Raw genomic sequence first — 13,318 nt, 5'->3', positions numbered from 1 at the left:
GTATACGTCACTCCTTCATTAATTCCGTAATCATTTCATCCAGCAAAAGACTGTCTGCCAAAAGCTGCTTCGCCGAGTATTTCTCCTGGCTGCGCACCCGTTCCAGACGCTCCAGCACATCAGCGAGCTTCTGGACGCGCGGTTCGCTCCACCGCTGCTTGGCACTGTGCAAAATTTGTGCGCGGTCCGCTTTTTGGTGAATCCCCCAGCGGTCGTGCAGCAGCTGGCGCAAGTACGCCTCCCTGTGCGCGAGCGCATCACGCGCAAGGCTTCGCCGCTCATACCAGCTCGCCACGGCGAGAAGCGTTTCGTCCCCGCGTCGCACCGTCCATTCGCGCAAAGTGTAGACAGGGCCAAACCGTTTCCCTTTCCACCAGACGAACAACAGCAACACAAGCGAAAGCTGAATGATGGTCGCCACCAGCCAGCCGGGATAAATCGCCAGCAAACCCGGCGTCTCCTGCAACCCGTGGTGATATTCGTCCACCCAGATCACCGACCAGTTTTCTTGCAAATGCGGCCATACCGCCTCAAAATGGGACCATTCGTTTATTTTGCGGTTCGTCAACCAATCCGGGACGAGAAAATACGAGACGCTTCCAGCCCCCAGCTCGACTCTGCCTGCAAGAATCCCTTGCTCGTCATAAAACAGCGGCTCCAGCCCATCTGCTTCCTGCCATCTGACAAGCGTCCTGGCTTTTCCGCTCTGTCCTTCTGGCAGTCCCTGGCCTTGAATATTGCGTTCTTTGCTTGCACCTTCGCTGAATTTCGGCTCAAAGGGCAAATCTTCCCAATCGATTGGATGCTCGGAAAACAGAAGCAGGTCGTTTCCGCTCTCGACCCACTCAAGCAGGGACTCCTGTTCCTTGTCTGTCAAGCTTTGCGGCTCCACGACCAGGAACGCCTGTCCAGACGCTGTCGGCAGCATGTGAGTGGGCTGCCGCCATTCCTTGACCCGTCCGCCTTTCTCTTCCAGCAAAAGCAGTACAGCCTTGATTCCGTCCGGCTGAGCGGAAGACGCCAGGTAAGGCGGCAAGTGGGTCGCTGCCGGCTTGACCACAAACCAGCCGACGACGATGAGCAGCACGATCGCCACGATGATGCCGATCCGATACGTTCTCAGGCTATTCATGCTGTCCCTCCTTGCCAAAAATCTGCTCCAGCTCGCGAATCCGCTCTGCATAGCCGGATTGATCTACTTCTACTTGCCCGTACCAAGCCTGCTCGAAGGCGCGCGCAAAACGGCGAAACTGCCCTTCTGCCTGCGGCTGGTTGAGTTCGATTTCCGCTGCGTATTCCCAGTTCGTCTTCCATTGCTCGATCCGAATCCACGACTGCTTTTGCATGTAGACAAGCAGCGCCAAAAACAGCGAGCGCTCCCCTGCACGCCAATCACCGCGGGCAGCGCATTCTTTTGCTTCCCGCAAGTAATCGGCGTGCGTGCGAATTTTTTCACCGTGAACGAACAGGGGCGACTGCCGCTTTTGTTCCCATACCATTCTGCGGAACAGCCAAAAAATGACCGCGATCAGCAAGCATGCTCCGACGATCAGGACAACGGTGGATGCCGTCGTGGCAGCCCCCGCCGGAACTTCTGACCACGAAAAAAGTTTGGAAATCAAGTCGATCAAAAAATCGATCACTCTCTCCCAGAGGCTTGGCCCGTTGTCCTGAAGAGCGTGAAATTCGTCCCTTTGCAAAATTTCCTGCAAATGCTCCTTGTCCGCTGTCCAAGGGTTTGCGTTACTCATGGGTAGCTCCTGAATCTTTTGCCAAAAGGCGGTCGATATCTTGATCCAGTTGTTTGCTCATGAGGGCTTCCAGGTCCGTGCCGTCTTTGCGGACGCGCAAATCGAAGTAGGCGAGCGCATAAACAATCGCCATCCACGGCATCAGCAGGCAACTGAGCACGACCATGATGATTTGGGAGATGACAGACGTTCCCATAATGCCCATGACAGCCACCTGGATGCCGCCGGAAAAGATCGAATACAGAATGCTGAGCACGAGGTAGATCGCAAACAATCGCCAAAAATTTCCTTTTGTCAAATTCCAGCTTTTGTCGATCCCGATGCCGTTTCTTTCAAACAGGACGAGCGGCAGGTAAAAGCTCCATCTGAGCAGGAAATAACCCGGGACGAGAACGATTCCGGCCAAAAACAAGATGTAGCCGAACAAAAAGACAACGATAAAAATAAACGGACTCAACGTGCTGTCGGAATCGAAGAACGTTTCGATCGAATTTCCGGTAGCCAGCACCAGCAAGAAGCCGATGAGCATAAAGACGAGCAGAAAACCGATCGTCAAGGCGACTGCCAGCAAGCCGTAAACAATCGTGCTCCCCACAAGCGGCCAAAATCTGCCCAATGCTTGCTTCAATCCCGCCTTCAAATCAACAGGCTGTTCCTCCAACGCAGACTTCGTCATGAACGTGGCACCCGCGATCAATTGCGGATAGGCAACAACCATCGTCAACGGCGCAACGACGAACGCATACAGAAGCATCATGGCTACGTTTTGGGTGAGCAAATCTTCCTGACCACCAAACTTTTCACCCATTGCTTCCCAAAATTCCAGCCCTTCCGTATCCTGCATGAGCAGCGGAATGCTGCTGACATCGATCAGGAGCAACTGCTGCACCAGCAGAAAAGGACCAAACCAAATAAGAGCCAGGAGAAAGAACGCTCCGAAGTGCTGACGGTAAACGTTAAAGCTTTTGTCCAATAATTTCCCCACTCCCATTGGGGTCATTGGCATTTGATTCATGGTAAATCCTCCATCTCTCTTTTTGAGATTACCTGAATAGTATACACGATTTTCCATTTGATTTTAAAAATTTCCGCTAAATTTACCGATGTTTTCCTGCCTGATTTTCGTTCTCTGCGGGTATTTGTCCATTTCGGTCCGTTTTTGTGCTGAATAGGATAAAGCAAGACAGTAGGAGGTGTATTCTCTTGAAATCAGCCAAAAAGAAGGCCAGAGCGAAGTCAGCCGCGAGCAGCAGACGCCGTCAGCCCGGTAGCCGGACTGCCAACCGCTTGCTAGACAGGCTGCACCGAATCGTCCGCCTCCACGTGCGCGCTCCTCAGGTGAAAGTGACGACGCCTGCTCCTCATGTATCCGTCACCAGCGCCACCCCGACCGTTCAGGTAGAAGCGCCAATCGTCCAGTTCGAAGCGCCCAAGCCGTTGGTCATTCCCGCTCCGATTGTCAAAGTGGACGTAGAAGCAGAGGATACTCCCGAGCAGGAAAGCGTGGCTGGACTGCGCAAGGAACTGCAAAAATGCATGCGGCAAAACCGGACCATCGAAGTGATCCTTACTTCCGACTGGGGGCCGGACAGCCGCCCTTATCGGGTCGGACAACTAAAGAGAGTAGACGATGGAATCATCGAGCTTGCGCTGGACGCCAACCACGGAACTTGTATTCTCATTCCGCTGAACCGCATTGCCGCGATCATCCCGGATGCTCCACCTCCGGCCGAGGCATTTGCCACGCACGAAGAAGACGAGGCTGAACCCGTCGTATTGAAAGTGATCGAAGGATCGGCAAAAGCTTTGTAAGGTACGCGCCTTCCCCCGTTCTCCCACTCCTTTGCCTCATGCGACGTCCTCTTTATGCAAAAACACCCCAGGAGTGGGAGCTGCTTTTTGCAGCGACAGCTTTTGTTGTTTTGGACAAGCTCTCGAAGGCTTGAATAAGAAAACGTAGGCTTGTCTTTTCTGCGAGAAAAAAAACGAGCCATAGCCCACTTCTCCGATCCCGTCTCGTGAAAGTGGGCATTTGTCTCCCGTCAGTTTTCAAACGACAAGCTCCTCCATACATCCAGCACTTCCTCGGCCACCCGATTCCACGTAAAGCGTTGCTCTGCCAGTTTCCTGCCGCTGTTGCCCATTTTGCGCTGCAACTCACGACTGGCGAGCAACTGTTTCAACTGGGTGGCAAACGACTGCGGATTCTCCGGTTCTTCCACCAAAAGCCCGTTTCCTCTGATGATGACTTCTGCGTTTCCACCGCGCTTCGTCGTCACAAACGGCAACCCTGCGGCCATCGCTTCGTAATGGACGCGAGCAAGCGGCTCCTCCCACTGCGAAGGACAGACGAAAATATCTCCCGCCCAAAACCAGTGGTGAATGTTTTCTGCTGCCACATATCCAGTCGTAATGACCGGAATCGGCAAACGATCGGCGAGCGCGCGTACATACGCTACGTAATCGCTGATCTTGTCGACGCTGTACCACGAACCGCCTACGAGCACCAGCGCCAGATTGTCATGATGGGCACCAAGCTCATTCATCGCCCGCACCAGAATGTCCGCCCCTTTTTTCGGGGTGAGCCTGCCGACGAACAAAATGACTTGCTTGTTTCCCAAATTGTGCGCAGTCCGCAGTTCCTGACGAATTTTTCGCGCGGTCTGCGAGCTTTCCCACGGTACGAACGTCTGCAAATCGACGCCTGAATAGATCGTGCGCAGCTTGCCTTGGGCTTGCGGGTAGAGCGACGCGATGACGCGGCCGACATAATCGCTGATCGTGATGATTTTTGATGTGCTGGCAATGGCTTGCGCCGCGTCCTCCGGAGAGATTTTGGCGGCATCAAACATGTCGTTGTGCATGCTCAACACGATTCGCGCATTCGGGCACACTTCCCGAATCATCGGCACGAGCCGCGGCCGATTGAACACGTGGATGACATCGTACGCATTCGCCCGCAAAAACGCGAGCACTTCCTGCGCGTAGATTTCGAACACGCCGAGTCCGTGCACACGCGCATAACGGACGTTCCGCACCCTTTCGTCCATGGCGAGAGTCGGGTCAGACGTCCCGAGAATGGTCAAATCATGGTGCTGTCCCAGCGTGTCCGCGATTCCCGCTATATACGTCTGGATCGCACCGCCCCGCACCGGAGGAACGGGCAGTTTTTCCGTACAGATCATGACTACCTTCATCCGAATTCTCCTTTCCTATTGCGACTCACAGCATGTTTCTGCCTGTTTTTTGCGCTTTTGCCGAACGCGGCTTTTTTGCTTGGCTGCTGGCTGATTTCCGGCTTGGAGCTGCCGTTTTTTTGTATGGATGCGTGACGGCTGCATGCTGAGTTTTCCGGGGAGAACCGGACTTTGCTACCACTTGGTTCCCTGCTTTTGCTTTTTCGCTCGTTTTGGGAGACTTGTTGAGCGGTTTTTTTGCTTGCAGCTTTGTAATTGCTTTTTTGGCAACCGCTTTTTTGTTCGTTGCGCTTTGTTTGCTTCCCTGACTGGACGCTTTCTTCTTGACTGGCTTATCTCCCGTCTTTGCACGTTTTGCGGGTGCTACTTTTGCTTTCAGGCGCGGGCCTTGTTGCTTGGCAGGCTCCGCTTTTTCAACGGGTGTAACAACCGGGGCCTTGATGAACCAGCCTGACGGAGGAGTAGTTGTTTGGACAGCAACCGGAGTGCGTTCTTTTTCTTGCTTGATCGGCTCTTTGCGCGTTTCCGGCCGCGCCTTTTCTCGCTCCTTCGGCTCCTGCGGCTTCTTCACTGTAGCGGCGCGGATCGGCTCAGGCTCAGGAATGCGCAGCGCCTTTTTCGCCTTGACTTCGTCTGGCTTGTTCTCGACCTTCGCTTTGGGTCGGCGGGCGTCTGCTGCCAGTACCGCTTTTTCTTCCGCGACAGGCACAAGCACTTGACTTTGCTCTGGAACTTGACTTTGAGCAGGAAGCTGCATTTGGTCAGCAAGCTGCCAGTTGGCCTGATTCTCTGTACTCGCAAGCGATTGCCGTTCCGGTGAACGCGGTACAACCACTTGCGTGTAATCGCCTGGCTGGTATTGACTGCTGTCTTTGGCCAACTCCGCAAGTGCCTGGTCTTTTGTCTGATCGGTTGCCACAACCCGCTGCAAAATACCCTCTGCCTCGGTGTTCAGGAAGGTGACCGGATCGTAAAACATTTCTTTTAAATGCTTGTAAAATTCGTTTGGCACGGACATATCGAGCAGCAAGATTTCGAAGGACTCACGATCGAGCGGGTTCGCCCGGTGATACGCTTCGATCATCCCTCTCATCCATGTCACGTCCCAGACACCCATGTCGTCCATCGTGCTGGTAATCAGCTTCCGCAGGTCGCGAAACGGCAAGTCGTACGCCACGCCGTCCAGGTCGATAACCCACAGTCCGCCAGGTCCGTTCTGTCCATTGGACCAGCCGTAGTCCTGGTGAACCAATCCCCAGTGCGGCTCGCCCATTTGCACCATTTTCGGATAGGAAGATGCTTTCAGCCGCTCCAGTGCTGCGATTGCTTGCTGTTCGTATTTGTCGACGACCGCCAAGATCGGACCGCTTGCCGCCGTTTCCCGATACGCTTTGGCCATTTCACGCATCCAGCCGATTTTTTTGGCGATCTTTTGATAGTAGTTGGGCCAGCGATACAGACGGGAAGAGTTTTTGGCCCCTGCTGGCGGCACGTACCCTTTGGTGTGCCGATGAAATTCGCCCAAGCCGTAGCACAGCTCCTGCGCCCCTGTCAGGTCGACTTTGGCCGCTGGTTCAAGGGAAATCCAGTCGGTGACAATCCACAGCTTTCCGCCCTTCTCCACAAACAGCTTCCCGTCCCTGGCCGGAATCAGCGCTGGCACCCTTGCTCCCTGCCTGACTACGTATTCCTGCAAACCTACGCTGTAGAGGCTTCTCTCTGGTGTCCGGTGGAGCACTTTCAGACTGCGCGGGCCTTTGTTCGTCTCGATTCGCCAGATGGCACCGCCTTTGTCAGGCTTCGAGGTAATCAATGTCCTGTTGTGAACGGTCATGTCGTATTCCTTTATGACAAGCTCAGCGACTGCATCTACTTCCGGAGGTACTTGCATATCCCAATCGACAGGAGTGGGCTCGCTTCCATCTCTAGTGTCCCATGGTTTGATCACATACTGTTCCATTCCATTCCCCCCGTGTTCCTAATTCAAGCGCTCACCTTCTTCATAAAATATTCGTGTATACAGGTTGACGAAACGGACAAATATCCTTGGCAGTTTGCCAATTCCTCCAACGAAAAAGCGACCCGTTCTGCGCAACTTGGCAGACTGGCCGCTTTTTGGTCATATCATCAAAATTTCCCGCAGGTCTTCTTCGCTCATCGTCGAAATCGCTGCTTCTCCGGGGGCGATGACTTCCTCGATCAAATGCTTTTTCTTTTGCTGCAACTCGTACATCTTTTCTTCGACCGTCCCTTGAGCCACCAGTCTGATGACCTGGACGACCCTTTTCTGGCCGATCCGGTGCGCCCGGTCTGCTGCCTGCTCCTCAACAGCCGGATTCCACCACAAATCGTACAAAATGACCGTGTCCGCTCCCGTCAAATTCAGACCCGTCCCCCCTGCCTTCAACGACATGAGGAACAAGTCGCATTCTCCGTCGTTGAATCGGTTGCACAGTTCAATCCGTTCGGCGGCTGGCGTGTTGCCATCCAGGTAAAAAAACGGAATGCCGTGATCGCCAAGCTCCCGACCAATGATGGCGAGCATCTCCGTGAACTGCGAAAAGAGCAGGACGCGCTTGCCTGCGCCGAGACATTCTTCCAACACCTCAAGCAATTGCTCGAATTTGGCGGAGCTGCCTTCGTAGCCTTCAACAAACAGGGCTGGATGACAGCACAGCTGGCGAAGTCTGGTCAAGCCCGCCAAAATCTTGATCCGGTTTTTGTCAAAAGTTTGTTCGTTCAAATGCTTCACAGCGTCTTGTTGCAGCTTGGCCAAATAGGCGATGTACAGCTTTTGCTGCTCCGGCAGAAGCGCCGTCGCTTGCAAGGTTTCGATTTTTTCCGGCAGCTCCTGCAAGACCTCTGATTTCAGCCTGCGCAGCAAAAACGGTCTGGCCCGCTTGGCGATGACTTCTCTTGGCAAGTCCTGAAAAGCTTTGCGCTGGGGAAACAGCTCGGGAAACACAACGTCGTAGATCGACCACAGTTCCTCCAGCCTGTTTTCGATCGGCGTTCCGGTCAAGGCAAAGCGCTGCCCGGCCTGAATGCTCTTCACAGCCTGCGCCGTCTGGGTAGTATGGTTTTTAAACGCCTGCGCCTCATCCAAAAACAGCGTGTGAAACGTGCGCTCGGCATATTCGGCGTAATCCCTGCGCAAAAGCGGGTAAGACGTGATCAGCACATCCACCGCTTCCGCTTCCTCGCGCGCCGTATTCCGTTCCTGCCGACTCCCGTCCACGATGCGGACTACAAGCTCCGGAGCGAACTTGTTCAACTCGTTGCGCCAGTTGTACAGAAGCGAGGCAGGCGAAACGATCAGGATCGGTTGTTTGCGGCTGCGAATGTCGGGGAGCTTGGCTACCATGTACGCGATGCTTTGCACCGTTTTGCCAAGCCCCATATCGTCCGCCAAAATGCCGCCAAAACCGTAATGGGCGAGCGTCATGAGCCATTGGAAGCCGAACTTCTGGTAGTCGCGCAAAACTGGTTCCATCCTGTCCGGTACGCGGAAGTCGAGGTTGTCCGGGTTGCGCATATTTTCCAGAAAGCTGCGCAACGTTTTCCCGAACTGCACCGTCTTGTCCTGCGGCGTGTCCAGCAAGCGCAAGCCGTGCAGCATCGGCAGCGAAAAGCCGCTGGCGATCCAGTTGGCGTGGCGCACTCCGATTTCGTCGACAAGCTGGTTGATCCGCTCAAATTCTTTCGTCTCCAAAGGCAAGAGCGCCCCTGTAGGCAGGCGGTAATATTTGCGCTTTTCTTCCAAAGCGAGCAGCAATTGCTTGATTTCAGTAGGCGGGAAGCCTTCCACGTCAAAGCGGACTTCCAGCCAATTCGTCCGCTCATTGATCTCTACCTTGACCTTTGGCGGAACGTGCATGGAAGCCAGCCTCAGCTTGACCGCCGTGGTCGCGTACACTTTGCACCATTTTTCCAGCTCGGGCACGACCGTGTGCAAAAATTCGTATTCGGCTTCCTCGTCATCGAGAAAATAGCCCGCTTCCGTCTGGACGAAGGCGCTTTGTTCCATCAGCTCCAAAATCCGCTGCTCCTTCTCTCCGTCGCGCATCAAGATCAGATCGTTGTCTCTGTTCTGTCCATTCGTGTCTGTGACAAGCGGATTGATGACGATATCGCCGTACTGAAATTCCAGTCCGGCCAGCAGCCGATCGCGTATCCGGTCGAGATAGAGCCTCGCCTTCAACTGGGTCTGCACGATCCGGTCGGCAACAGGCTGGGCAATGCGGACGCTGCCAAGCTTCATCAAGCCCGGAACGACCTTGGTCATGAATGGCTCCATTTGCTCTTTCGGAACGACGATGTCCTGTCTTTGATGCGCTTCCAGCATTTGTTTCAACTGCTGCAGGTTGTTGCAGGCATCTGTTGACTGCTTCATCCACACGCCGTCATGCAAAATACATCCGTATTCACGAAGCACGGTCAAACCGGACAAGCCCTCGACGGTCAAACGGTATTCGGCTTCGCTGTCACCCGCATCGAATGCAAACTGCAACGGCACCTTCCCGGTTTGCGCCTGAAACGTTTCATACGTCTGCTCGCCCTGTACGACGCGCACGCCAGGAGCTTTGAGCAGGTGAGCGAACAAGCTGTCCCAGGCAAAAGGCGGGACAATCAGCGTTCGCTCCGAGCCTGCCGCTTTTGCCTCCTGATAGCTGTATCCTGCTGTCTCGCGGTACAGCTTTTCATGATGATAGACGTGAACAAGCTCTTCCATGATCGGTTCATGCGCCTGCAAAAAGCGATAACACTTCGGCTCGTAAGTAAAATGGGCGGAAAAGGCGTACGGCTCCCCTTTTTCCATTTTCGCCAGGAAGTCCCGAATGTTTTTGACGACGTACAGCCGTTTTGGTCCCAGCTTCAGCTCGATTCCGATCACCGCTTTGCGATAGCCGTACGGCACGATTTTGCAAATGATTTCCGCTTCCAGTACCGCCCGCTCGTCAAGCAGTACCTTCCTCATGCTTGTCCCCTGCCGTCTTGCTCCGCCAAACAAGTCGAGGATGCCCTGTGTCAATTGATCGTCCCGGTCTGCCGTCGCGCTTTCCCTGGAAGCTGGCGTGTTCACGCGGCTCCCTTTTGGCGAAAACTCATCCTGCGGCAGATCACGCACAGTCAACAGCACAGCCGCAATATGCTGGCAATACTGTTCATAGGAACGCAGCGCAGGACAGCTGCACGTCGCCACGATCCCTGCCTCATCCCCTTCCATATGTACCTGGTAGTCGTGTTTGCCTGCCTGAACGGTTGCCCGAACGATCATCGGCTCAGGCTGAAACGTATCGACGCTCACCTTTTGCGAGCGATAAAAGGCTTTGCCCCGCTCGTAGGAGAGGCGACCGCACCATTCTTTGATTTTTTGATGGCTGATTGAAAAGCTCATGGCCTGTACCTGCTTCCTAAAATATGTTTCATGATAGCAGATTTCGAAAGAAAAAAGATACGCCTTGGCGAGCGTATCTTTTTTCGCTATATCGAATGATTAATCTTCGTCCTCGTCATCTTCGTCGTCGTTGTCTTCCAAGACCGGATCTTGATTCCGCGAGAAGATCCATTTTTTCTTCGTGCCATCTTCGTATTCCACTTTTACTTCGATTTCTTCAATGTCCTCGTCCTCACCAACGGCGTCACGCAAATACCGCAACCAATCCATGACTACACCTCCTGGTACCGGATGATTTCATACAGCCTCGTCAGCGGCTTTCCCGTCGACATTGATACTATATGACGGCTGCCGCTTGCATGTATGGTTGATTGTCCCTTTTGTGCGCGTAGATTTTTACACATCTTGCCACCTCGCTCTGGCTGATCGATGTCGCCATGCGCTTCGCAGCTGTTACATATTTGCAGATGGACTGGACAAACTTTGGATGGAAACGTCTGCGAGACCGTCATGACGATATGGACAAAGAAGGGAGTATCGCATCATGAAAGCACACTGCACAAGGCTCCTCAGAACGGGTGTCATTCTCATGCTTGCGTTGGCGTTCACCTTGCCGCTTTCCGCGGCGGTCGCCTATCAGGATCACCCGTACCATTTCGGCTTCAAAAAGAGCAAAAATGGACAGCTTCCTTCTATTAACGAGGAAGGCTTTAAAGGAATCGTGGATCGGCACGGCGCGGTTTTTTTGGGCGACACCAGCAAAAAAGAGCTGTACTTGACGTTTGACAACGGATATGAAAACGGCTTTACCCCGGCCATTCTTGACACGCTTCAGGCGAAAAAGGTCCCTGCTATCTTTTTCGTGACCGGACATTACGTGAAGGAGCAGCCTGAGCTGTTGAAACGGATGACAAAGGAAGGGCACCTGATTGGCAATCACTCCTGGAGTCACCCTGACATGACCACCGTACCGAACGAAAAGATCAAGGAAGAGCTGAATCGGGTGAAAGAAGCCGTCAGCCAAGTGACCGGACAGGCGACCATGCGCTATCTCCGCCCCCCGCGGGGAATTTTTAGCGACCGGACTCTCGCGGTCAGCAAGGAACTCGGCTACACCAACGTCTTTTGGTCAGTTGCCTACAAGGACTGGGATACAAAAGTACAGCGCGGTTCCCGCTTCGCCTTCGACAGCGTAATGGGACAGCTGCATCCGGGAGCGGTGATTCTTTTGCACTCCGTCTCCAAGGACAATGCCGACGCGCTCGGCTCGATCATTGACGAAGCTCGCAAGCGCGGCTACGAGTTCAAGAGTCTTGACCAACTGCCGCAACATCAGCAAAGCTCCCCATAAAAAGCTTTGGACGAGATCAACAGGCTGCACCGCCCGCATGCGCGATAGCCTGTTGCTTCTGTCAGCAACAAAAAAACTCCCGCTGCCTCGTTTTGCACAAGGGCGGGAGTTTTCTTGCGTTTGCTGCTTCTACTGGCGATCCAACAGGGAAGCGCCGGCGATGCCCGGGTGGGTCATCTCGAACGGGTCCAAAATGAGATCGAGTTCTTCTTCTGTCAGGACGTTGTACTGCAAGCACAGCTCGCGCACCGATTTTCCGGTGAGGATCGCTTCGCGCGCGATGCGGGCAGCCGTTTCATAGCCCAGATGCGGGTTGACAGCCGTGATCACACCTACGCTTTTTTCTACATATTCTTTCATGCGCTCGCGGTTTGCTTCGATGCCTTCCAGGCAGTAGCGGGTGAACGCGCGGAACGCGTTGTCCATGATGCTGATCGATTGCAGCAGGTTGAAGACAAGCACTGGCTCCATCACGTTCAGTTCCAGTTGGCCCGCTTCGGAAGCCAAGCAGATCGTGTGGTCGTTTCCGATTACTTGGAAGGCTACTTGATTGAGCACCTCGGCCATAACCGGATTGACTTTACCTGGCATGATAGAAGATCCTGGCTGACGTGCTGGCAGCGAGATTTCGCCCAGTCCGGCACGCGGTCCGGATGCCATCAGACGCAGGTCGTTGGCGATTTTTGACATGTTCATCATGCAAACTTTCAATGCAGCAGACACTTCTGTGTACGCGTCTGTGTTTTGCGTCGCATCTACCAGGTGCTCCGCCCCTACGAGCGGGAAGCCGCTGATGGTTGCCAAATGCTCGACAACGGTTGTAATGTAGCGCGGATCGGCATTCAAGCCTGTCCCTACAGCGGTCGCGCCCATGTTCACTTCGTACAAATGCTGGCGAGATTGCTTGATCCGCTTGATGTCGCGTTCCAGCACGCGGCGATACGCTTCAAATTCCTGGCCGAGACGGATCGGAACCGCGTCTTGCAAGTGCGTGCGCCCCATTTTGATGACGTCGTCAAACTCTTTTGCTTTCTGGCCAAATGCATCGTGCATGGACTCCATCGTTACGAGCAGTTTTTCCAGCAAGTCGAGCGTCGCGATATGAATCGCAGTCGGGAATGCGTCGTTGGTCGACTGCGACATGTTGACATGTGTATTTGGACTGAGATGGAAATAATCTCCTTTTTTCTCTCCGATAAGCTCAAGACCGCGGTTGGCGATCACTTCATTGGCGTTCATGTTAATAGATGTTCCCGCACCACCCTGGATCGGGTCCACGATAAATTGATCGTGCCATTTCCCTTCAATGATCTCCTGCGCGGCAGTCACAATCGCATTGCCCAGTCGCGGATTCAGACGGGAAACCTCCATATTCGCAAGGGCTGCTGCTTTTTTTACCATAGCCATTGCGATGATCAGGGAAGAATGAAGACGGTATCCGGTAATCGGGAAGTTCTCTGTTGCCCGCATGGTTTGGACACCATAATAGGCATCTACAGGAATTTCTTTTTCACCAAGAAAGTCTTTTTCCGTGCGAAATGTTTGTTGTACCATTCTTATCAGACCAGCTTTCTAGGAATAGTGGTTAATGCTACCTCCCCATTCTAGCACAGAATCGGAG

Annotated in this window: 10 protein-coding genes; 2 read left to right on the top strand and 8 right to left on the bottom strand. The window is 53.8% G+C overall.

What is annotated here, in order from left to right; all coding sequences use genetic code 11:
* Window positions 1–7: 7 nt before the first annotated feature.
* From DEP07_RS08545 to DEP07_RS08535, 3 genes are read right to left on the bottom strand one after another with little or no spacing between them, the layout of a single operon-like run.
* Entirely contained in the window at window positions 8–1,132 is a 1,125-nt protein-coding gene (locus DEP07_RS08545; RefSeq protein WP_274874051.1) for a DUF4350 domain-containing protein, read from the bottom strand.
* Window positions 1,125–1,751, bottom strand: a complete 627-nt coding sequence (locus DEP07_RS08540; RefSeq protein ID WP_122965121.1) for a DUF4129 domain-containing protein — start codon at window positions 1,749–1,751, stop codon at window positions 1,125–1,127. Before DEP07_RS08540 ends, DEP07_RS08545 begins: the two co-directional genes overlap by 8 nt.
* Window positions 1,744–2,766, bottom strand: coding sequence for an ABC transporter ATP-binding protein (locus tag DEP07_RS08535; protein WP_122965120.1), 1,023 nt, complete (start codon window positions 2,764–2,766; stop codon window positions 1,744–1,746). The genes DEP07_RS08540 and DEP07_RS08535 overlap by 8 nt, the downstream gene beginning before the upstream one ends.
* A 188-nt stretch (window positions 2,767–2,954) precedes the next feature.
* Here DEP07_RS08535 and DEP07_RS08530 point away from each other — a divergent pair, with 188 nt between their 5' ends.
* On the top strand, window positions 2,955–3,563 hold the full coding sequence (locus tag DEP07_RS08530; protein WP_122965119.1) for a hypothetical protein: 609 nt from the start codon (window positions 2,955–2,957) through the stop codon (window positions 3,561–3,563).
* Between the two features lie 230 nt (window positions 3,564–3,793).
* On the opposite strand, the gene DEP07_RS08525 is transcribed toward DEP07_RS08530, so the two are convergent.
* The 4 genes from DEP07_RS08525 to DEP07_RS08510 form a co-directional block, all read right to left on the bottom strand.
* Window positions 3,794–4,948 carry a glycosyltransferase family 4 protein gene (locus tag DEP07_RS08525; RefSeq protein ID WP_122965118.1) on the bottom strand — a complete coding sequence of 385 codons (1,155 nt, stop codon included), beginning with the start codon at window positions 4,946–4,948 and terminating at the stop codon, window positions 3,794–3,796.
* Window positions 4,949–4,973: 25 nt separating this feature from the next.
* Complete coding sequence (locus DEP07_RS08520) at window positions 4,974–6,908, bottom strand: CotS family spore coat protein (RefSeq protein ID WP_287102372.1); 1,935 nt, start codon at window positions 6,906–6,908, stop codon at window positions 4,974–4,976.
* Window positions 6,909–7,067: 159 nt separating this feature from the next.
* Window positions 7,068–10,346, bottom strand: coding sequence for an SNF2 helicase associated domain-containing protein (locus DEP07_RS08515; RefSeq protein WP_287102371.1), 3,279 nt, complete (start codon window positions 10,344–10,346; stop codon window positions 7,068–7,070).
* 99 nt (window positions 10,347–10,445) lie between these two features.
* Window positions 10,446–10,616, bottom strand: coding sequence for a hypothetical protein (locus tag DEP07_RS08510; protein WP_167470324.1), 171 nt, complete (start codon window positions 10,614–10,616; stop codon window positions 10,446–10,448).
* A 274-nt stretch (window positions 10,617–10,890) separates the two neighbouring features.
* On the opposite strand from DEP07_RS08510, the gene pdaA reads away from it, so the two are divergent.
* Window positions 10,891–11,697: a delta-lactam-biosynthetic de-N-acetylase gene (gene pdaA, locus DEP07_RS08505; RefSeq protein ID WP_122965115.1), complete on the top strand. Its 807-nt coding sequence runs from the start codon at window positions 10,891–10,893 to the stop codon at window positions 11,695–11,697.
* A gap of 129 nt (window positions 11,698–11,826) precedes the next feature.
* On the opposite strand, the gene aspA is transcribed toward pdaA, so the two are convergent.
* Window positions 11,827–13,251 carry an aspartate ammonia-lyase gene (gene aspA, locus DEP07_RS08500; protein WP_217365361.1) on the bottom strand — a complete coding sequence of 475 codons (1,425 nt, stop codon included), beginning with the start codon at window positions 13,249–13,251 and terminating at the stop codon, window positions 11,827–11,829.
* Between the last annotated feature and the right edge of the window lie 67 nt (window positions 13,252–13,318).

It is taken from the genome of Brevibacillus sp., from assembly GCF_003521185.1.
GTDB classification, from domain to species: domain Bacteria; phylum Bacillota; class Bacilli; order Brevibacillales; family Brevibacillaceae; genus Brevibacillus; species Brevibacillus parabrevis.
Note: the sequence above shows the minus strand (reverse complement) of the source record. Positions and strands in the feature narration are given on the sequence as shown.